This window comes from Pseudonocardia sp. (assembly GCF_025465255.1).
GTDB lineage: Bacteria > Actinomycetota > Actinomycetes > Mycobacteriales > Pseudonocardiaceae > Pseudonocardia.
This window is the reverse complement of sequence record NZ_JAODNI010000121.1, coordinates 73,187-92,500: the sequence shown is the minus strand read 5'-3', so window position 1 is coordinate 92,500 and position 19,314 is coordinate 73,187. Positions and strand designations below refer to the sequence as shown.

Sequence of the window (19,314 nt, the reverse complement as noted above, 5' to 3'; positions counted from 1 at the left end):
CCCGTCCAGCTCGGCGACCACGTGCGGGTGGGCAGCAACACCAAGCCGATGACCGGCAGGGTCATCCTCCAGCTCGTCCAGGAGGGCAAGCTGAGCCTCGACGATCCCGTGTCGAAGCTCCGGCCGGACGTGCCCGACGGTGCGAACATCACGATCCGCGGGCTCCTGAGCATGCGTTCCGGGCTGTACAACTACTCGGAGACGCTCGAGCTCAACCAGCTCCAGGACAGCGACCCGGAGCGGGTGTACACGCCCGAGGAGCTGCTGACCATGGCGTACAAGCGCCCGCCGCTCTACCCGCCGGGCCGGGGGTACAACTACTCGAACACCAACTTCGTGCTCCTCGGCCTCATCATCGAGCAGGCGACGGGCAGGCCGGTGGCCGAGGAGTTCCAGAGCCGGATCTTCGGGTCCCTGGGGATGACCGGCTCCTCGATGCCGGCAGCGACGGACGCCTCCATCCCCGACCCCCACCCGCAGGGCTACACCTACGGCATCAACGTCGGGACGATCGTGCTCCCCGCGACCATCCAGGCCCAGGCGAAGGCCGGCACACTGGCACCCTTCGACGTCACGAAGGACAACGAGTCCTGGAGGTGGACCGCGGGATCGGCCATCTCGACCGCGGACGATCTCGCCGAGTTCGTCCAGGCGCTCGGCGGCGGCGGACTGCTCGACCCGGCGATGCAGAAGGAGCGCTTGGAAAGCATGCAGCCGACGATGCCGGGCATCCCGGACAGTCCCGGGTACGGCCTCGCACTGGCCAAGTTGGGTTCGCTCTACGGGCACACCGGCGAGATCCCGGGCTACGACTCGTTCATGGGCTACGACCCGGACCGCAAGATCACCGTTGTCGTGTGGGCCACCAATGCGCCGGCGGCCGACGGACGTGCACCGGCGACGGAGCTGGCGAGGACGGTCATCAGCCGGTTGTACGGCACGGGCTGAGACGCTGCTCGGCCGGGCGCCGCTCGAGGCTCGGCCTCGAAGCGCCCACGGTAAGTCCCGCGGGGCTCAGTCGCGCCTGCGCGTCGTGCGCTTCGTCGGCTCCGCGGTCCGCGGGTCCTCCGGCCACGGATGCTTCGGGTAGCGACCGCGAAGCTCCGACCGGACCTGCGGATAGCCGTTGTCCCAGAACGACTCCAGGTCGTCCGTCACCGCCGTCGGGCGGCCGGCGGGGGAGAGGAGATGGAGCAGGACCGGGACGCGGCCGTCGGCGATCCGGGGTGTCGCACGCCAGCCGAACGCCTCCTGGACCTTCACCGGGAGCACCGGCCGGCCGGACGCGTAGTCCAGCGCGATGTGCGAGCCGGAGGGCACGGTGATCCGCTCCGGGGCCAGCTCGTCGATCCGGGCCGCGAGCGGCCAGCCGACCAGGTTCCGCAGGGCTGCGACCAGGTCGATCGACTCGAGGTCGGCGCGGCGCCGCGCGTTCGAGAGCGGCCCCGCGAGCCAGCCGTCGGGGCGCTCGATCCCGGCGAGCAGGGCCTCGTCGTCGACCGCGGGCCAGGACTGACGGAGGACGTCGTGCAGCAGCGCGAGGCGGGCCCGCAGCGAACTCGCGGCCCGGCTCCACCGCAGGAGGCCGAGACCGTCCGTCCGCAAGCCCTCCACCAGCGCGGCTCGAACCAGGGCCGCCGCCGGTCTCCGCAGCGGGCGCTCCTCGAGGACGATCGCCCCGAGCCTGCGGACCCGGCGTGCGACGAGGTCTCCGTCCCGCCAGACGACCTCGTCGCCGTCGACCAGCAGTGCGGAGGCCACCTGCTCGGCCAGCTCCTGGTCCGCGGGTGCGGCGAGCCGGATGCGGCCGTGGACCTCGCCGGGGCGACGGTCCGCGACCGCGACGGCCAGCCATTCGACGGCGGCGAGCGGGCTCCCGGCCGGCAGCTCGACGGCGGTCCCGCCGGTCATGAGGTAGACGGGCGACCCGGGAGCGCGGCGACGGGCGAGCCGCTCCGGATGCGCGAGCCCCACGACGAACGCGGAGCCCGGTGCCGCCCGCGGGCCCGATACCGAACCCGGGCCCCGCTCCCGGCCCGCGCCCGGGACGGAGGACCCCACCCCACGCACGAGCCCCGTCAGCCTCCGGGCCTCGCCCTTCCACCGTCCGCTCCCCGGCGCCTCGCCGCTCCGCAGCCGTGCGAGCTCCCGGTCCAGCTCCACCCCCGCGGCGAGCGTGTCGTCGTCGAGCACCGCGACCACCTCCGCCGCGGCCCGGGCCCCGACCTCCGCCGCCCCGTCGAGCAGCGCGCGGGCCAGCCGCGGGTGCAGCCCGAGCTCGGCCATCCGCGTCCCCCGCTCCGTGATCGCGCCGGCCTCGTCGACGGCACCGAGCGCCCGGAGCACCGCCTGCCCGGCTCGCAGCGGGCCCTCCGGAGGCGCGTCCCACCAGCGCAGGCCCGATCCGTCCGGCGTTCCCCACGCGGCGAGGTCGAGCGCCAGCCGCGTGAGGTCGGCGGTCTTGATCTCGGGTTCGGGGAAGCGGTTCAGCAGCTCACCCTCGGGCCAGCAGCGGAACGCGTGCCCCGGCGCCTCACGGCCCGCGCGGCCGGCCCGCTGCTCGGCGACCGCCGCTGATTCCCGCAGGGTCACCAGCCCCGCGAGCCCGCGGCGATGGTCGACGCGCGGCACCCGCGCCAACCCCGCATCCACGACCGCCCGGACGCCGGGCACGGTCAGGCTGGACTCGGCGATCGACGTCGCCAGCACCACGCGCCGCCGCGGCCCGGGGGACAGCGCCGCGTCCTGCTCGGCGGGGGAGAGCCGGCCGTGGAGCGGGACCACGTCGAACCCCTGCGGTGCGTACTCGGACTCGACGCCGGCGAGCGCGGACGCCGTCCGGCGGATCTCGGGCACGCCCGGAAGAAAGGCGAGGACGTCGCCGTGGGGGAGTGCCGCGCGTACCGCGCGCGCGACGCAGGCCTCGATCCGCTCGTCGCGGCGCGGCGGCAGATGGTGCACCTCGACCGGATGAGCGCGCGCCTCGACGGAGACGAGGGGGGCGTCGCCGAGGAGCTCGGACAGCCGCCCGGCCGCCACGGTCGCGGACGCCGCGAGGAGGTCGAGGTCCGGACGCAGGCCGTCCCGGGCGTCGAGCAGGAGAGAGAGCAGCAGGTCCGCGTCGAGATGGCGTTCGTGGCATTCGTCGAGCACGACGGCGCCCACCCCGGCCAGCTCGGGGTCCCGTGCCAGGCGCCGCAGCAGCAACCCGGACGTGACGACCTCGACGCGCGTCTCGGCGGAGCTCCGTGAGTCCCCGCGGACCGCGTACCCGACCCGGCGGCCGACCGGCTCCCCGAGCAGCGACGCCATCCGGGCCGCGGCGGCCCGGGTCGCGACCCGCCTCGGCTCGGCCACGACGATCCGGCCCTCGACGGCGCCGGCGAGGGCGAGCGGGACGAGTGTGGTCTTGCCGGTGCCGGGCGGTGCGACGAGCACGGCGGCGCCGCTCGTCGTCAGGGTGCGGGTGATCTCGTCGAGCGCGGCGCGGACCGGGAGGTCGGGCAGTGCGGAAGGGTCGACGAGCGGGGCGGGCACCCCTGGAGTCTGCCCGGTGGTCGAGTGGGCCCGGTGGTCGAGTGGGCCGGTGGTCGCGTGGGCCGGTGGTCGCGTCAGGAGCGGTCCGGCGGTGACCCCACGTCCCGTTCCGGATCCAGCTCGGTGCGTCCACGTGCGGCGCGGCGTCGGCGGAGCGTGCGCGGCGACAGCGGCCCGTCGTCGTTCGCCAGGACCACCGCGATCCAGGGCAGCGGGATCGTCACGAGCAACAGGACGAGGCCGATCTCCCACGCGACCTCGTAGAGCGCCCCACCCACACCGAACCCCACGATGTGGATGATCATGATCACGACGTACGTGCGCTTCCGCCGGCGCAGCCGCTCCTCGGGGGAGGGCTCCGCGTCGGTGATCAGCGGCGGATCGCCGCGGCGCGCCCGGGCGGACAGGTGCGGATCAGCTCCCGGTCGCGCCGGAGTCCGCGCGCTTGGCGCCGGGGCCCGACTGCGGGCCGGGACGCGCGGCACGGCGATGCAGCAGCGCGACGACTCCGGCGGTCGCGGCCAGGCTGCACAGCACCGCGAGGGCACCGCCCACACCGCCGACGACCGCGGCGAGCACGATCAGGGCCACGCCGACGGCCGCGAACACGATCGCGGCGCGCCGCCGTTCGAGCCGGGGCAGGCGGCCGCCGGAGAAGTTCCCGGCGAGGTCCGGGAACTGGTTTGCGAGGCGGCGCTCCAGCTCGTCGAGCTGGCGCTGCTCCGCCTCGGTGAGGCGAGGGGGTCGGGACTCGGGAGGGGTCACCCCTCGTTGGTACCCGATTCCCGGTGGGCTTCACACCTCGGCGGACGTCCTGCCCCCGTACGGACCACGCGAAACAGGGTCATTCGCACCACAACCACCCCGTGCGGCGTGGGCGGCGTGCAGAGCACCTCCGAGGGGAGCCCCGTTTAATGCAATCGCCTCTCGCGCCCGGGCGCCCGGCCGGATACCGTCCGCAGCATGAGCGTGGGTGCTGACACAGTGGTCAACTCGGGCCCGGAACCGCGGTCCGGGCCGGCGGGCGACGCCGCCCGGGTGGAGGAGGCCGCGCGGAAGGTCGTGCAGGACCACGACCCCCGCTCGGTGTCGCAGAAGGAGTTCCTGGGCGCGTGCTTCGACGCCGGGCTCTCCTGGGTGCACTTCCCGGTGGGTCTCGGCGGCCTGGGCGTCTCGCGCGGGCTGCAGGCGAACGCGGACGCGATCCTGCAGGACGCGGGCGGCCCGACGCCGTTCGCGCTGAACCCCATCGGCTACGGGATGGCCGCGCCGACCCTGAGCGAACACGCCCGGACCCCGGATCGGGCGGCCGAATGGCTGCGGCCGCTGGCCACCACCCAGGACATCTGGTGCCAGCTGTTCTCCGAGCCGGGTGCGGGCTCGGACCTCGCGGGCCTGGCGACGTCCGCGGTGCGCGACGGCGACGAGTGGGTCGTCAACGGGCAGAAGGTCTGGACGAGCCTGGCGCACCGGGCCAACTGGGCGCTGCTGCTCGCGCGCACGGATCCGGACGTGCCCAAGCACAAGGGCCTCACCTACTTCGTCCTCGACATGCACGCACCCGGCGTCGAGACGCGTCCGCTGCGCCAGATGACCGGCCAGGCGGAGTTCAACGAGGTCTACATGAACGACGCCCGCATCCCGGACGCGCACCGCCTCGGTGCCGTCGGCGCGGGCTGGCGGGTCGCCATGACGACGCTGATGAACGAGCGGACCGCGATCGGCGGTGGCTCCAGCCGCCGGGGCACGGGCACCATCGCGGACGCGGTCGCGCTCTGGGCGGACCGCCCGGACCTGCACACCCCGATCCTGCGGGACCGGCTGGCCAAGCTGTGGACGACGGCGGAGGCCCAGCGCCTCACCGGCGAGCGGTCCCGGGCGACGGCGACGGCGAAGGGCCCGGGCCCGGAGGGCTCGGTCGGCAAGCTGGTCGGCGCCGAGCTCAACCAGCAGATCTACGAGTTCTGCATGGACCTGCTCGGCGCGGAGGGCACCGTCTACGGCGACTACACGCTCCGCGACATCACCCGCAACGAGGACTACCGCGGCCCGATCCAGCAGCGGTTCCTGCGCTCGCGGGCGAACACCATCGAGGGCGGCACCTCCGAGGTGCTGCGCAACATCCTCGGCGAACGCATCCTCGGCCTGCCCGGGGACATGCGCGCCGACTCCGACCGACCCTGGCGCGAGGTGCCCCGTGGCTGAGCAGGCCGAGAACCCTGGACTCGCGAACACCGAGTTCGCCTTCACCGACGAGCAGCAGGAGCTGCGACGCGCGGTGCGCAAGTTCTGTGCCGAGTTCTCGGACGAGGCGACGGTGCGGGCGCTGATGGAGTCGCCCACCGGGTACGACCCCAAGTCCTGGGCCCGCCTCGGCGCCGAGCTGGGCGTCCTGGGCCTGGCGGTGCCCGAGGAGCTGGGCGGCGCGGGAGGCACGCTGGTCGACCAGGCCGTGGTCGTCGAGGAGCTCGGGGCGGCGTTGTTCTGCGGTCCCGTGTTCGGCACGGTGGGGCTCGCGATCCCGGCGCTCGTGGCGTCGTCCGAGGGGCCGGTGCGGTCCGAGACGCTGGAGCCCCTGGTCGAGGGCGCGCGCACGGCGGCGTTCGCCGTGGCGGACCGCGGGGGCCGGTTCGACCCGACGTCCCTGACGGTCGGCGCGACGCGGGCAGGGAACGGCTGGGGACTGACGGGCGTGGTCGAGCGGGTGGTCGACGCCGCCGCGGCGGACGTCCTGCTCGTCGCGGCCAGCGGACCGGACGGGGTAGCGCTGTTCGTCGTGGAGGGTGAGGCGGCCGGCGTCGAGCGGCAGGTGCTCTCCACGCTCGACATGACCCGCCGGCAGGCCACGATCCGGCTCACCGACGCCCCGGCGCAGCTGCTCGCCGGGCCGGACGAGGCGGAGCGGGTCTGCGCGCACGCCCTCGACGTCGGGGCGACGCTGCTGGCGGCCGAGCAGGTCGGCGCGGCGCAGCACCTGCTGGACCTGACGGTCGGGTACGCGAAGGAGCGGCTGCAGTTCGGCCGGCCCATCGGCTCGTTCCAGGCGGTGAAGCACCGCCTCGCGGACATGCTCGTGTCCGTCGAGCACGCCCGCTCCGCCGCCTACCACGCGGCGTGGGCGCTGCAGGACGGCACGGACGACCCATGGCTCGCCGCGAGCATCGCCCAGGCCACCTGCTCGGAGGCCTTCGTCGACGTCGCGTCCGGGACCGTGCAGCTGCACGGGGGCATCGGCTTCACCTGGGAGTACCAGGCGCATCTGTACTACAAGCGGGCGATCACCGACGCCGCCCTGCTGGGCAGCGCGGAGGCGCACCGGGGCCGGATCGCGGCGTCGGTCCTCGACCCGTCGATCGGTCGCCTGCCCCCGCCTCCGGTGGCGACGGGCGTCCTGTAAGGACCGGCACGACAGGAGCGCCGGTCCCTCGGGACCGGCGCTCCTGGGTCTTCGGGTTCAGGCGATGACGATGTAGAGGCCGTAACCCACGATCAGCAGGGTCGCGCCCAGGCAGAGCACGGCGACCGCGGTGCCGGCGCCCGGGCTCAGGGCGAGCCGGGCGCCGTCGTCGGGCCCGCCGACCGGTCGCGGCGTGCGGGCGGACAGCCCTACCAGGGCGAACGAGACCAGGGCGCAGACCGCGACCCCGGCGACAAGCGAGACCACGCAGACGACCAGCAGGGAACCCCAGGCGAGTGTCATCGGTGTTCCTCCTCTCTCAGCGACCGGCGGCGACGGGCTCGGCCGCCGCGGCGGGCGTCGGGACCTCGTTGACGTTGTCCGCGGTGATCGGCCTGCGGCGCGAGGCGGCGTAGATCCCGGCGGCGACGGCAACCCCGACGACCGCCACGATCACCGTGCCGAAGGTGCCGGTCGAGGCGACCCAGGCGGCTGCGGCGCCGACGAGCGCGGCAGCGGGCAGCGTCAGGATCCAGGCGACGGCCATCTGCCCGGCGACGCCCCACCGCACCGAGGCCAGTCGCCGGCCGGCGCCGGCACCGAAGATCGCACCCGTGGCGACCTGGGTGGTCGAGAGGGCGAAGCCCAGGTGGGACGAGGCCAGGATGACGGCCGTCGAGGCGGTCTCGGCGGCGAAGCCCTGCGGGGTCTCGATGTCGCTGACGCGCTTGCCCAGCGTCCGGATGATCCGCCAGCCGCCGACGTAGGTGCCGATCGCGATGGCCAGGCCCGCGGCGAGGATCACCCAGAACGGCGGCCCGGAGTCCGGGGCCAGCACGCCGGCGGTGATCAGGGTCAGGGTGATGATGCCCATCGTCTTCTGCGCGTCGTTGGTCCCGTGCGCGAGCGCGACCATGGAGGCGGACACGATCTGCCCGGCCCGGAAACCGCGGGTGATCGTGCCCTTGTCCGCGCGGGCGGTGCTGCGGTAGGCGATGTAGGTGCCGAGCAGGGCGACGACGCCGGCGAGCACGGGCGAGATCACGGCCGGGACGACGACCTTGCTCAGCACCGCGCCGAAGTGCACCGCGCCGGTGCCGGCGGCGACGATCGACGCGCCGATCAGGCCACCGAACAGCGCGTGCGACGAGCTCGACGGCAGGCCGAGCAGCCAGGTGAGCAGGTTCCACACGATCGCGCCGACCAGGCCGGCGAAGATCACCACCGGGGTGATCCTGGTTTCGTCGACGAGTCCGCTCGAGACCGTCCGGGCGACCTCCACCGAGAGGAACGCGCCGACCAGGTTCAGCACGCCCGCGACGAGAACGGCGACCTTGGGGCTCAGGGCCCCGGTGGCGATGGAGGTGGCCATGGCGTTGGCCGTGTCGTGGAAGCCGTTGGTGAAGTCGAAGATCAGCGCGGTCACGACGACCACGACGACGATCACGGACACGTCCATGTCAGGGGTCCTCCGAAAGTGTTGCCACGTGAAACGGTAGGCACCGTGGGCGAACAGCAGATGAACGGAGAACCAACGCCGGGGGCGGCGCGCCCAGCGGTCCGGCTCCCGGTGAGGGACCATCCACGGGTGGATCCGGACGAGGACGTCGGCGGCGACCCGGTCTGCTGGCTGGACCGGGTCTGTCCCGAGTGCGGGGGCTTCCTGACCGAGGCCCGGCCCACGCGGTGCGAGCGGTGCGGGACGGACCTCGCTGTGGAGTGAAACCGCGTGGCAGGGTGAGCGGCATGCGCTCGCTGCTGATGTCGCGCCGGGACCTCGCCTTCCTCCTCCACGAGTGGCTCGACGTCGAGTCGCTGACGAAGCGGGAGCGCTACGCCGAGCACGACCGGGACACCTTCGCCGCGGCCCTGGACCTCGCGGCGGAGGTCGCGACCGAGCACTTCCTCCCGCACCGCAAGCTCTCGGACACGAACGAACCCGTGTTCGACGGCGAGCGGGTCGAGATCCTGCCCGAGGTGAAGGCCGCGCTCGGCGTCTTCGCCGAGACCGGGATCGTCGGCGCCGGGATGGACGCCGAGGTCGGCGGGATGCAGCTGCCGGCGGTGGTCGCGCAGGCCTGCTTCCTGTGGTTCCAGGCGGCCAACATCGGCACGTCCGCCTATCCGTTCCTGACGGTCGCCAACGCGAACCTGCTGCTCGCGCACGGGACGCGGGAGCAGATCGACACCTGGGTCCGGCCGATGGTCGAGGGCCGCTGGTTCGGGACGATGTGCCTCTCCGAGCCGCAGGCCGGCTCGTCGCTCACCGACGTCACCACTCGGGCGGTGCCGCAGGACGACGGCACCTACCGGATCACCGGCACCAAGATGTGGATCTCCGGCGGGGAGCACGAGCTGTCCGAGAACATCGTCCACCTGGTGCTGGCGAAGATCCCCGGCGGCCCGCCCGGGGTGAAGGGCATCTCGCTGTTCATCGTGCCGAAGGTCCTGGCGAACGAGGAGCGCAACGACATCGCGCTCGTCGGGCTCAACCACAAGATGGGCTACCGCGGCACCGTCAACACGCTGCTGAACTTCGGCGAGGGGAAGTGGACGCCCGGCGGAGAGCCCGGAGCCGTCGGGTACCTGGTCGGCGAGGAGCACCGCGGGCTCGCCTACATGTTCCACATGATGAACGAGGCCCGGGTCGGCGTCGGGGCCGGCGCCGTGGCCCTCGGCTATGCCGGCTACCTGCACGCCCTGGACTACGCGCGCTCCCGGCCGCAGGGCCGCCCGGTCGCGGCGAAGGATCCGGCCGCGCCGCAGGTGCCGATCGTGGCGCACCCCGACGTGCGCCGCATGCTGCTCGCGGCCAAGTGCTACGCGGAGGGCGGCCTCGCCCTGGTCCTCTACTGCGCGCGGTTGCTGGACGAGGAGCTGACCGCCGGGACGGACGAGGAGAAGGCTCGCGCGAACCTGCTGCTCGAGGTGCTCACCCCGATCGCGAAGAGCTGGCCCTCGCAGTGGTGCCTGGCGGCGAACGACCTCGCGATCCAGGTCCACGGTGGCTACGGCTACACCCGCGAGTACGACGTCGAGCAGCTCTACCGGGACAACCGGCTCAACGCGATCCACGAGGGCACGCACGGCATCCACGGGCTGGACCTGCTGGGCCGCAAGGTCGTCATGGCCGACGGCGCGGGTCTGCGGCTGCTGACCGGGACCATCGGCGCGACCGTCGAGAAGGCACGGGCGGCCGGCGGGGAGGCGGGGGAGCACGCCGAGCGGCTCGACGCGGTGGTGCGCCGGGTCGGCGAGGTGACCGCCGCGTTGTGGGCCGGCGGCGACCCGGAGGTGGCGTTGGCCAACGCCTCCGTCTATCTGGAGGCGGTCGGGCACGTCGTCGTGGCGTGGCTGTGGCTGGAACAGCTGCTCGCGGCGGGGGGGAAGGCCGGGGAGTTCTACGACGGCAAGCGCGCCGCCGCCCGCTTCTTCTTCCGGTACGAGCTGCCGCGGACGGGTCCGCAGCTGGACCTGCTCGGGTCGCTGGACCGCACGACCCTGGACATGCACGACGAGTGGTTCTGACCGCGGCCTAGGTGGGCCGATGCTCTAGCCGCCCGGCATCCGGCACGAACTACGTATGTCCGCACGTTCCGCCGCGGGGTTCGATCGCGAGTCCGACTCCCCTGGGGGTGAGCTACGTGCGTGCGGTCGACGAGGACAAGCTGGAGGCGTTCGTCGGGCAGGTGATCACCGAGCTCGGCGCGATCGCCGCGGCCCCGCTCGTGGTCCTCGGCGACAAGCTGGGCCTCTACCGTGCGATGGTCGACGGGGACCCGGTGACCGCCGCCGACCTGGCCGCGCGGACCGGCACGGCGGAACGCTACGTCCGCGAGTGGCTGGCCGCCCAGGCGGCCGGGGGGTACGTGACCCTGGACGCCCAGGACGGCGACGACCCGAACCGCTACCACCTCGAGCCGGAGCAGGCGGTCGCGCTCACCGACGAGTCCAGCCCGGCCTGCGTGCTCGGCGGGTTCGAGATCGCGGGCGCGGTGGGCAGCGGGCTGCCCCGGCTGATGGAGGCGTTCCGCTCGGGCGCGGGCATCGGCTGGCACGAGCAGGATCCCTCGCTGTTCAGCGGCACCGCCCGCTTCTTCCGGCCCGGGTATCTGGCGAACCTCGTGGACGCCTGGCTGCCGGCCCTGGACGGGGCGATCGAGCGGCTGAGCTCCGGCGCGAAGGTCGCGGACGTCGGCTGCGGCTACGGGCACTCGACGCTGGTCATGGCCGAGGCCTTCCCCGCGAGCCGGTTCGTGGGCGTCGACTACCACCAGGAGTCCGTGGCGGCCGCCCGGAAGCTCGCCGCCGACGCCGGGCTGGGCGGCCGGGCGACCTTCGAGGTGGCGGGCGCGCAGGACTTCCCCGGGACGGGTTACGACCTCCTCTGCTACTTCGACTGCCTGCACGACATGGGCGATCCGGTCGGTGCGTTGCGGCACGCCCGCGAGGCGCTCGCCGAGGACGGGATCGTCATGCTGGTCGAACCGGCCGCCGGGGACACGGTCGCGGACAACATGAACCCGATCGGCCGGCTGTTCTACGCGGCGTCCACCTCGATCTGCACGCCCGCCTCGCTCTCCCAGGACGTGGGGGCCGCCCTCGGGGCCCAGGCCGGCGAGGCCCGGCTCCGCGTCGTCGCCGAGGAAGCGGGCTTCACCGGGTTCCGGCGTGCCACCGAGACGCCCGTGAACATGGTGCTCGAGCTCCGCCCGTGAGCAGCCCCGCATCTCGCCACCGTCGTCACCCGTCCTTCCGGGAGGAGAAGCCATGACCAGGATGACCATCGACTGCCGCACCATGCCCAGCGAGGCGAACTGCTCGCTGACCCTGACGGGGGAGACCGAGGAGGTGCTGCGCGCCGCGACCGCCCACGCCGTCGACGTGCACGGCCACACCGACGACGACGAGCTGCGCGACGGCCTGCGGAGCGCTCTGACGCCGGCCGCGGCCCTGGAGCTCGAGCTGGGCGCATTCGTGCAGCTCATCGACTTCCGGAGCCGGAGGATGGACGACTTCGAGCGCACCGAGGACGCCTGGGCCGACGCGATCGGTGCGGATCGCACCGCACGGTGGTCGGTCACCTGCGCGAACCGCGCGGAGCAGGACCGCTACATGCAGATCGTGGGCTTCCCGGACCTCGAGTCCGCCATGGCCAACTCCAAGCACCCGGCCACCACCCGGTTCGCGGAGATGCTCCGCGAGCTCTGCGACTCCGAGCCCGGGTTCCACGACCTGATCGTCCGGCAGATCACGGTGTACTGACCGGGGCACCGTCCTCCTCGGCGCTCAACCGGGCCTCCACCCGGTCGAGCGCGGCGATGACGGTCTCGGCGTGCCCCGGGGCCGAGGCCTCGGTCCCGTCGAGGACGGGCAACCGCTCCCGGGCCCGCGCCGCGTGCGCCCGGGCGCGCGACGGGTCACCCAGCCTGCGGTGGACGTCCGCCAGGTTGAGGTGCAACAACGGGTATAACGTCCTGACCTGCAACGACGCCTGGTACTCGGCCGCGCGACCGGCCGGCGTCTCGTCCGCGGCGGCCAGGGCCCGCTCGTCCCACATCAGCTCGACGCGGGGATCGTCCTGGACGTCCGCCGCGTAGTGGGCCAGGGCGCAGCGGTGGAAGGGGTCCCCGTCCGCGCCGATCTCGGCCCACAACGCGTCGAACAGGGGAGCGGCCTCCCGGGTGCGCCGCCGTGGGAAAGGGCGATGGCCGCGGTGATGCGGGCCATCACGGGATCCTGGCCGGCGTCGGCGTCGGCGTGCGCCATGGCCCGGACGCTGGCGCCGGCCCCCGACGGAAACGCCCGCCCGAGGTCCGGCGGGGGCACCGGACACGGCAGGATGTCCAGACGATCGACCCGCAGTTCCGTCGATCGGATCCCGAGCCCGCCCGCTGCCCGAGCCCCGCACCCTCCCGGACTCACACCGCCCGCGAGCTCCGCGCCGCGGCGCCACGCGCGTTCTGACGCCACGCGCCCCGTCGGCCGCGCGCGGCGAACCGAAACGGGCGCGTGGGCGAGGCTCCGGCGCGCACCTGGACGGCGCTGTCGGGCCGTCCGGCCGCGCGGCACACTCGCAGCATGGCGGACATGCGGGTCGCGGTGTTGCGGGACGTCCACGAGATCGTGCTCGAGGAGCGCCCGGTCCCCGAGCCCGGGCCGGGCGAGGTCCTGGTGCGGGTGACGGCGGTCGGGGTCTGCGGCTCCGACGTGCACTACTACGAGCACGGCCGGATCGGCGAGTTCGTCGTCGAGTCCCCGCTGGTCCTGGGGCACGAGCCCGCGGGCGAGGTCGTCGGGCTGGGGACGGGCGTCACCCGGGTCGGGCTCGGCGCACGGGTGTCGATCGAGCCGGGCCGCCCGGACTTCACGTGTACCGAGTGCCTCGCCGGCCGCTACAACCTCTGCCCGAACATGGCGTTCTTCGCGACCCCACCCGTCGACGGGGCGCTCGCCGAGTACGTCGTCGTGCACGAGGCGTTCGCCCATCCCGTCCCGGACACCCTCGGCGACGACGCCGCGGCCCTGCTCGAGCCGCTGTCGGTCGGGGTGTGGGCGGCGCAGAAGGGCCACGTCGGTCTGGGGAGCCGGGTGCTGGTGAACGGCGCCGGGCCGATCGGGCTGGTCGCCGCCCAGGTCGCCGCGGCCGCCGGAGCGGCGGAGATCGTCGTCGCGGACGTCAACGCGCACCGGCTCGCCCTCGCCGCGACGCTCGGCGCGACGGCGGTCCTGGACGTCACCGAGACCTCGCTCCGGGACTCGGGCCTCGCGCCGACCGTGCTGCTGGAGTGCTCCGGCAACCCGGGTGCCGCCCGCGCCGCGATCGACGTCGTCGCCCCGGCCGGTCGGGCGGTCCTCGTCGGGACCGGGAGCGACGAGATCCCGGTGCCGCTGTCGGCGCTGCAGCGCAGGGAGGTCGAGCTGACCGGGACGTTCCGCTACGCCAACACCTGGCCCACCGCGATCGCCCTCGCCGCCTCCGGCCGGGTGGACCTGGACGCGCTGGTCACGGGCCACTTCGGCCTCGCGGACTCCGAGGCCGCCCTCACCGCGTTCGCAAAGGACCCGAACGCGGTGAAGGGCGTGGTCCGGCCGGGGGAGTGAGTCGCCAAGATCACCCCCGCGCACGGAATGTCCGGTCCGTCCGGGACCGTTGCATGCAGACGTGACCGGGGGACTACGCGTTCTGCTGACCCGCCGGCGGACGATCGACTTCGGCCGCCGACGGGCGACGGCCTGTCCGGGTTCCTGACCCGCCCGGCCGCCAGTCCGTCCCGCACTCCCCGGAGCTCGCCCGTGTCCCTCCCGTCCCCCGCCCGTCTCGCCCGCGCCTGGTCGCGTCCACGCGTGTTCGGCGCCCTCACCCTCGCCGGCCTCGTCCTCGGCGCCCTGCTGGGCCTGCTCGCCCGCACGAGCGGTCAGCAGTGGCTCGCAAGCACGCTCGAGACCGTCGGCAGCGTCTTCACGACGTTGTTGCAGTTCACGGTCGTGCCGCTGGTGTTCACCGCGATCGTCGTGGGCATCAGCAGCCTCCGTGGTCTCGGTGGCGCCCGCACGGCCGCCCGCCTCGGCGGGCGCACCGTGGCCTGGTTCGCCGCGACCTCTGTGATCGCCGTCGCGATCGGGCTCGCCATCGGGCTGATCGGCCGGCCCGGCGAGGGCACGCGGCTGCAGGCGGATCCCGCCACCGTCGACAAGCTCGCCTCCCGCACCCCCGGATCGTGGAGCCAGATCCTGCAGGACCTGGTGCCGGAGAACCTGTTCTCCGCCTTCGCCGACGGCAACGTGCTGCAGGTCGTGTTCGTCGCGGTCCTCGTGGGCGTCGCGGCCTACGTGCTCGGTGAGCGGGCCGCACCCTTCGTCACGCTCACCCGCTCCGTCTTCGACGTCGTGCAGAAGGTCGTGGGCTGGATCGTCCGGCTCGCCCCGATCGGCGTGCTCGGTCTGATCGGCAACGCCTTCGCCACCTACGGCACCGGGTTCGTCGCGCCGCTGCTGTCCCTGGTCGTGGCGGTGTACGTCGGCTGCCTGCTGGTGCTGTTCGGCGTCTACCCGCTGCTCCTGCGCACGGTCGGGCGCGTCAGCCCGCGACGGTTCTTCGCGGTCACCTGGCCGACCCTGCAGTTCGCCTTCGTCTCGCGCTCGTCGGGCGCATCCCTGCCGATGAGCCGCAAGGCGGCCGTCGACCTCGGTGTCGAGCCCGGCTACGCGGCCTTCGCGGTGCCGCTCGGCTCGACCACGAAGATGGACGGCTGCGCGGCGATCTACCCGGCGATCGCGACGATCTTCATCGCGCACATCTCGGGTATCCAGCTCGCGGTGTGGCAGTACGTCGTGATCGCGCTGGTCGCGGTGTTCGGCGCACTTGCCACGGCCGGGACCACCGGCTGGTTCACCATGCTGACTCTCACGATGGGCGCGATCGGCCTGCCGCCGGAGGTCATCGCGGTCGGGGTCGCGATCGTCTACGGCATCGACCCGATCATGGACATGATCCGGACGGCCACGAACGTCGCCGGTCAGGTAGTCGTGCCGACCCTGGTCGCGCGGCAGGAGGGCCTGCTCGACGACGAGGTCGCCCGCGGCGAGCGGCCCGCCCCCGATGTCGCGTCCGCCGACTCCCCGGCGCAGCGCGCCGACGCCGAGCTCTCGGCCGCCCAAACCTGATCGCGCAGGTCAGTACGGGTTGTGCGTGCGGAGCCTCGCTCTAGCGAGGCTCCGCACTCACAGCACGTGGGATCCGTACTGCTCGAGGGTGCGTTCGCGGTCGTCGTGCATCGCGTAGATCGCGAACTGGTCGACGCCCAGGCTCGACAGCTCCGCCAGGCGGTCCCGCTGCGCCGCCGCGGGGCCGAGGAGGCAGAACCGGTCGACGACCTCGTCCGGGACGAAGTTCGTCGACGTGTTCCCGGCGCGGCCGTGGTGGCTGTAGTCGTAGCCGTCGCGGCCCTTGATGTAGCCGGTGAGCTCCGCCGGGACCGCCGCGGAGGACTCCCCGTACCGGGTCACCAGGTCCGCGACGTGGTTGCCGACCATCCCGCCGAACCAGCGGCACTGGTCTCGGGCGTGTGCCAGGTCCTCCGTGACATACGCCGGCGCCGCGACGCACATCGTGATCGCGTCCGGGTCCCGGCCCGCCTCGGCCGCCGCCGCCCGCACCGTCTTGATCGTCCACTCCACGAGGTACGGGTCGGCGAGCTGCAGGATGAACCCGTCCGCGCACCGCCCGGCGAGCGCGAGCGCCTTGGGTCCGTAGCCCGCGACCCACACCGGCACGGCCGGACTGCCGGGAGCGACCCAGGGGATCTGCACCGGCGTCCCGCCCAGGTCGACGGAGTCGCCCGCGGTGAGCCCACGGATCACCTCGATCGACGACTCGAGCCGGGCCAGCGTCGTCGGCGGCCGACCCTGCACCCGCACCGCCGAGTCCCCGCGCCCGATCCCGCAGACCGTGCGCGGGCCGAACATGTCGTCGAGGGTCGCGAACAGGGACGCCAGCACCGTCCAGTCCCGGGTACCCGGGTTCGTCACCATGGGCCCGACGACCAGCCGGGACGTCCGCTCCAGGATCCGGCTGTAGATCACGAACGGTTCCTGCCAGAGCACGTGCGAGTCGAAGGTCCAGCCGTGGCTGAACCCCAGCTCCTCCGCGCGCACCATCAGGTCGACGACGGTCGACGCCGGCGGGTCCGTCTGCAGTACCAGCCCGATGTCCACGTGCGGCTCCTATCGCAGGTACTGGCAGGTGGAGCGCGGCACGAAGCGACCGTGCCCGGCCGAGCCGAGGTACTCGCCGCCGGAGACGATCAACCGGCCGCGGGAGAGCACCGTCTCCGCCTTCCCCGTGGTCACCTTGCCTTCGTAGGGCGAGTAGTCGACGGCCATGTGGTGCGTCTCGGCCGAGAGGGTCTGCCGCGCCGTCGGGTCGTAGATCACGACGTCCGCGTCCGAGCCGGGCGCGATCGTGCCCTTCTTCGGATACATGCCGAACATCCGCGCGGGCGTCGCGCAGGCCAGCTCGATCCACCGACGCCGGCCGATGTGCCCGTCGACGACGGCCTGGTGCAGCAGGTCCATCCGGGTCTCCACACCCGGCATCCCGTTGGGGATCTTGGAGAAGTCCCCGAGGCCCAGGTCCTTCTGCCCCTTGAAGCAGAACGGGCAGTGGTCCGTGGAGACCACGGAGAGGTCGTCGTTACGGAGCCCCCGCCACAGCGCCGCCTGGTGTTCGGCCGGCCGCAATGGCGTCGAGCAGACGTACTTGGCGCCTTCGAACCCCGGCCGGGCCAGGTCGTCGGTGGAGAGGAACAGGTACTGCGGGCAGGTCTCGGCGAACGCGTTGACGCCCAGCTCGCGGGCGTTCGCGATCTCCGCGAGGGCCTCGGACGCCGACAGGTGCACGACGTAGAGCGGTGCGCCGGCCACCCGCGCGAGCTGGATCGCCCGGTGCGTGGCCTCGGCCTCGAGCAGCGCGTGCCGGACGTCGCCGTGGTAGCGCGGGTCGGTCTGGCCGCGGGCGAGCGCCTGCTCGACGAGCACGTCGATCGCGATCCCGTTCTCCGCGTGGATCATGATCAGGCCGCCGGTGTCGCCGGCCTTCTGCATCGCCCGCAGGATGCGGCCGTCGTCGCTGTAGAAGACGCCGGGGTAGGCCATGAAGAGCTTGAAGCTGGTGATCCCCTCGTCGACCAGGGACTCCATCTCCTTGAGCGACGACTCCGTGACGTCGGAGAGGATCATGTGGAAGCCGTAGTCGATCGCGCAGTGGCCGTCGGCCTTGGCGTGCCAGGCGTCGAGTCCCTCGCGCAGCGACCGTCCGACGGTCTGGATCGGGAAGTCGATGATCGTCGTCGTACCGCCCCAGGCCGCGGCCCGGGTGCCGGTCTCGAACGTGTCCGAGGCGTAGGTGCCGCCGAACGGCATCTCCATGTGCGTGTGCGCGTCGACGCCGCCGGGGATGACGTACTTCCCGGTCGCGTCCAGGACGGTGTCGGCGCTGAAGGACTCCGCGAGCGACGAGCCGGGTGCGGCCAGCGCGACGACCTGCTCGCCGTCGATCAGGACGTCCGCGAGGAGCTCGTCCGCGGCGGTGATCACCGTTCCACCGCGGATCACCGTGCGAGTCATGACGCCCCTTCCAGAGCGGCGGTGAGGATGTCGAGGCCCTCGATCGCCTCCGTGGCGGTGAGCGAGAGCGGCGGCGCGATCCGCAGGACGTTGCCCTTCAGCCCGCCCTTGCCGACGAGCAGTCCGCGCTCCTTGCAGCCCTCAAGGACGGCCGTCGCGAGCTGCGGCGAGGGCGTCCCCGGGTTGCCGGATCCCGGTTCGACGAGCTCGACGCCGATCATCAGCCCCTTGCCCCGGACGTCCCCGACGATCGGGGAGCGCAGCGCGCGCAGGCCGTCGAACAGGATCGGGCCGACCTTCGCCGCGTTGGCCTGCAGGTCATGTTCGCGCAGGTGGCGGAGGTTGGCCAGGGCGCCGGCGGCGGTGAGCGGGCTGCCACCGAACGTCGAGATCGAGTTGGCGGAGAGGCCGTCCATGATCGCGGCGGGGGCGATCACGCCGCCCATCGACAGGCCGTTACCGACGCCCTTCGCGAACGTCACGATGTCCGGTGTGGCCTCGTGGGCCTGCCAGCCCCAGAAGTGCTCGCCGGTGCGGCCCCAGCCGGTCTGGACCTCGTCGGAGATCCACAGGATGTTCCGCTCCCGCAGCACCTCCGCGAACGCGCCCAGCAGGCCGTCCGGCCCCGAGGTGAACCCGCCGACGCCCTGGATCGGCTCGGCGATCAGCGCGGCGATCTCCCCGCCGGCCTGGTCCAGGGTCTCCTTCAGGTCCGCGACGCAGGCGGCGATGAACTCCCCGTCGGACAGACCGGCGAAGGGGGAGCGGTATTGCTGGCCGCCGTGCACGTAGTAGGTCTGGAACGGAGAGAGCGACGTCGGCGACCACGCGCTGTTCCCGGTGATCGCGATCGTCGAGAAGGACCGCCCGTGGTAGCTGTTGCGCAGCGCCAGGATCTGGTTGGAACGGTTCCGCGACGCCGCCAGCAGGAGCGCGGTGTCGTTGGCCTCGGTGCCGCTCGTCGTCAGGAACACCTTGGCGTCCGGTATGCCGGAGACCGCGGCGATCTCCTCGCACAGCTCCACCATCGGCCGGTTCAGGTACAGCGTCGACGTGTGGATGATCTTGCCGGCCTGCTCGGCGACGGCCTTGGTGACGGCCGGCAGCGCATGCTCGGTCATCGTGGTCAGGATGCCGCCGAAGAAGTCCAGGTAGCGGTTCCCGTCGGCGTCCCAGACGTGCCGGCCCTCGCCGCGGTCGATCTCGATCGGCTCGTCGTAGTACATCGCGAGCCACTTCGGGAGGACCGCGCG

The 19,314-nt window shown here is 73.1% G+C and carries 17 protein-coding genes and 1 pseudogene; 9 read left to right on the top strand and 9 right to left on the bottom strand.

The genetic code is table 11. From position 1 onward, the window contains the following. Positions 1 to 12: 12 nt before the first annotated feature. Positions 13 to 948 (top strand): annotated as a pseudogene (locus JWP64_RS14725) (serine hydrolase domain-containing protein); the annotation flags it as partial. A gap of 66 nt (positions 949 to 1,014) precedes the next feature. Here the strand turns inward: JWP64_RS14725 and hrpB are convergent. The 3 genes from hrpB to JWP64_RS14710 all read right to left on the bottom strand — a co-directional run bounded on the left by hrpB (position 1,015) and on the right by JWP64_RS14710 (position 4,302). Next, entirely contained in the window at positions 1,015 to 3,537 is a 2,523-nt protein-coding gene (gene hrpB / locus JWP64_RS14720; RefSeq protein WP_297496709.1) for an ATP-dependent helicase HrpB, read from the bottom strand. Between the two features lie 74 nt (positions 3,538 to 3,611). Next, positions 3,612 to 4,022, bottom strand: coding sequence for a DUF3099 domain-containing protein (locus JWP64_RS14715; RefSeq protein WP_297496707.1), 411 nt, complete (start codon positions 4,020 to 4,022; stop codon positions 3,612 to 3,614). Next, the gene (locus JWP64_RS14710) at positions 3,952 to 4,302 is read right to left on the bottom strand and encodes a DUF3040 domain-containing protein (RefSeq protein ID WP_297496705.1); all 351 of its coding nucleotides are present in this window, start codon (positions 4,300 to 4,302) and stop codon (positions 3,952 to 3,954) included. Before JWP64_RS14710 ends, JWP64_RS14715 begins: the two co-directional genes overlap by 71 nt. A 198-nt stretch (positions 4,303 to 4,500) precedes the next feature. On the opposite strand from JWP64_RS14710, the gene JWP64_RS14705 reads away from it, so the two are divergent. Then, on the top strand, positions 4,501 to 5,742 hold the full coding sequence (locus tag JWP64_RS14705; RefSeq protein ID WP_297496703.1) for an acyl-CoA dehydrogenase family protein: 1,242 nt from the start codon (positions 4,501 to 4,503) through the stop codon (positions 5,740 to 5,742). After that, on the top strand, positions 5,735 to 6,934 hold the full coding sequence (locus JWP64_RS14700; protein WP_297496701.1) for an acyl-CoA dehydrogenase family protein: 1,200 nt from the start codon (positions 5,735 to 5,737) through the stop codon (positions 6,932 to 6,934). The genes JWP64_RS14705 and JWP64_RS14700 overlap by 8 nt, the downstream gene beginning before the upstream one ends. Before the next feature lie 57 nt (positions 6,935 to 6,991). Here the strand turns inward: JWP64_RS14700 and JWP64_RS14695 are convergent, their stop codons facing one another. Together JWP64_RS14695 and JWP64_RS14690 are read right to left on the bottom strand one after the other, a co-directional pair. Further along, positions 6,992 to 7,237, bottom strand: coding sequence for a hypothetical protein (locus tag JWP64_RS14695; protein WP_297496698.1), 246 nt, complete (start codon positions 7,235 to 7,237; stop codon positions 6,992 to 6,994). Positions 7,238 to 7,253: 16 nt separating this feature from the next. Beyond that, the gene (locus JWP64_RS14690) at positions 7,254 to 8,393 is read right to left on the bottom strand and encodes an inorganic phosphate transporter (protein WP_297496696.1); all 1,140 of its coding nucleotides are present in this window, start codon (positions 8,391 to 8,393) and stop codon (positions 7,254 to 7,256) included. 129 nt (positions 8,394 to 8,522) lie between these two features. Between JWP64_RS14690 and JWP64_RS14685 the strand changes: the two genes are divergently transcribed. The 4 genes from JWP64_RS14685 to JWP64_RS14670 all read left to right on the top strand — a co-directional run bounded on the left by JWP64_RS14685 (position 8,523) and on the right by JWP64_RS14670 (position 12,199). Continuing rightward, a complete protein-coding gene (locus JWP64_RS14685) occupies positions 8,523 to 8,657 on the top strand; it encodes a hypothetical protein (RefSeq protein WP_297496694.1) in 135 nt (44 codons plus the stop codon). A 23-nt stretch (positions 8,658 to 8,680) separates the two neighbouring features. Further along, positions 8,681 to 10,462, top strand: a complete 1,782-nt coding sequence (locus JWP64_RS14680; protein ID WP_297496692.1) for an acyl-CoA dehydrogenase — start codon at positions 8,681 to 8,683, stop codon at positions 10,460 to 10,462. Between the two features lie 107 nt (positions 10,463 to 10,569). Next, positions 10,570 to 11,652, top strand: a complete 1,083-nt coding sequence (locus JWP64_RS14675; RefSeq protein WP_297496690.1) for a methyltransferase domain-containing protein — start codon at positions 10,570 to 10,572, stop codon at positions 11,650 to 11,652. Positions 11,653 to 11,704: 52 nt separating this feature from the next. Then, the gene (locus JWP64_RS14670; RefSeq protein ID WP_297496688.1) at positions 11,705 to 12,199 is read left to right on the top strand and encodes a DUF1059 domain-containing protein; all 495 of its coding nucleotides are present in this window, start codon (positions 11,705 to 11,707) and stop codon (positions 12,197 to 12,199) included. On the opposite strand, the gene JWP64_RS14665 is transcribed toward JWP64_RS14670, so the two are convergent. After that, positions 12,186 to 12,590, bottom strand: a complete 405-nt coding sequence (locus JWP64_RS14665) for a hypothetical protein (protein WP_297496686.1) — start codon at positions 12,588 to 12,590, stop codon at positions 12,186 to 12,188. The two genes, JWP64_RS14670 and JWP64_RS14665, sit on opposite strands and share 14 nt — an antisense overlap. 434 nt (positions 12,591 to 13,024) lie before the next feature. Here JWP64_RS14665 and JWP64_RS14660 point away from each other — a divergent pair, with 434 nt between their 5' ends. Together JWP64_RS14660 and JWP64_RS14655 are read left to right on the top strand one after the other, a co-directional pair. After that, positions 13,025 to 14,038 (top strand): NAD(P)-dependent alcohol dehydrogenase, encoded by a 1,014-nt coding sequence (locus tag JWP64_RS14660; RefSeq protein WP_297496845.1) that lies wholly within the window; start codon positions 13,025 to 13,027, stop codon positions 14,036 to 14,038. 192 nt (positions 14,039 to 14,230) lie between these two features. Next, a complete protein-coding gene (locus JWP64_RS14655) occupies positions 14,231 to 15,601 on the top strand; it encodes a dicarboxylate/amino acid:cation symporter (RefSeq protein ID WP_297496684.1) in 1,371 nt (456 codons plus the stop codon). A gap of 57 nt (positions 15,602 to 15,658) precedes the next feature. Here the strand turns inward: JWP64_RS14655 and JWP64_RS14650 are convergent, their stop codons facing one another. The 3 genes from JWP64_RS14650 to JWP64_RS14640 are packed head-to-tail and all read right to left on the bottom strand — an operon-like array spanning position 15,659 to position 19,287. After that, positions 15,659 to 16,651, bottom strand: coding sequence for a TIGR03842 family LLM class F420-dependent oxidoreductase (locus JWP64_RS14650; protein ID WP_297496682.1), 993 nt, complete (start codon positions 16,649 to 16,651; stop codon positions 15,659 to 15,661). A 9-nt stretch (positions 16,652 to 16,660) separates the two neighbouring features. Beyond that, a complete protein-coding gene (gene hydA, locus JWP64_RS14645; RefSeq protein WP_297496680.1) occupies positions 16,661 to 18,061 on the bottom strand; it encodes a dihydropyrimidinase in 1,401 nt (466 codons plus the stop codon). Further along, complete coding sequence (locus JWP64_RS14640; RefSeq protein WP_297496843.1) at positions 18,058 to 19,287, bottom strand: aspartate aminotransferase family protein; 1,230 nt, start codon at positions 19,285 to 19,287, stop codon at positions 18,058 to 18,060. The genes hydA and JWP64_RS14640 overlap by 4 nt, the downstream gene beginning before the upstream one ends. Positions 19,288 to 19,314 lie beyond the last annotated feature (27 nt).

Bases quoted from the DNA above. Each gene is read 5' to 3' on its own strand.
- JWP64_RS14660 (WP_297496845.1), top strand. From the start codon at position 13,025: ATGCGGGTCGCGGTGTTGCGGGACGTCCACGAGATCGTGCTCGAGGAG.
- JWP64_RS14640 (WP_297496843.1), bottom strand. From the start codon at position 19,287: ATGTACTACGACGAGCCGATCGAGATCGACCGCGGCGAGGGCCGGCAC.
- JWP64_RS14690 (WP_297496696.1), bottom strand. From the start codon at position 8,393: ATGGACGTGTCCGTGATCGTCGTCGTGGTCGTCGTGACCGCGCTGATC.
- JWP64_RS14680 (WP_297496692.1), top strand. From the start codon at position 8,681: ATGCGCTCGCTGCTGATGTCGCGCCGGGACCTCGCCTTCCTCCTCCAC.
- JWP64_RS14695 (WP_297496698.1), bottom strand. From the start codon at position 7,237: ATGACACTCGCCTGGGGTTCCCTGCTGGTCGTCTGCGTGGTCTCGCTT.
- JWP64_RS14670 (WP_297496688.1), top strand. From the start codon at position 11,705: ATGACCAGGATGACCATCGACTGCCGCACCATGCCCAGCGAGGCGAAC.
- hydA (WP_297496680.1), bottom strand. From the start codon at position 18,061: ATGACTCGCACGGTGATCCGCGGTGGAACGGTGATCACCGCCGCGGAC.
- JWP64_RS14705 (WP_297496703.1), top strand. From the start codon at position 4,501: ATGAGCGTGGGTGCTGACACAGTGGTCAACTCGGGCCCGGAACCGCGG.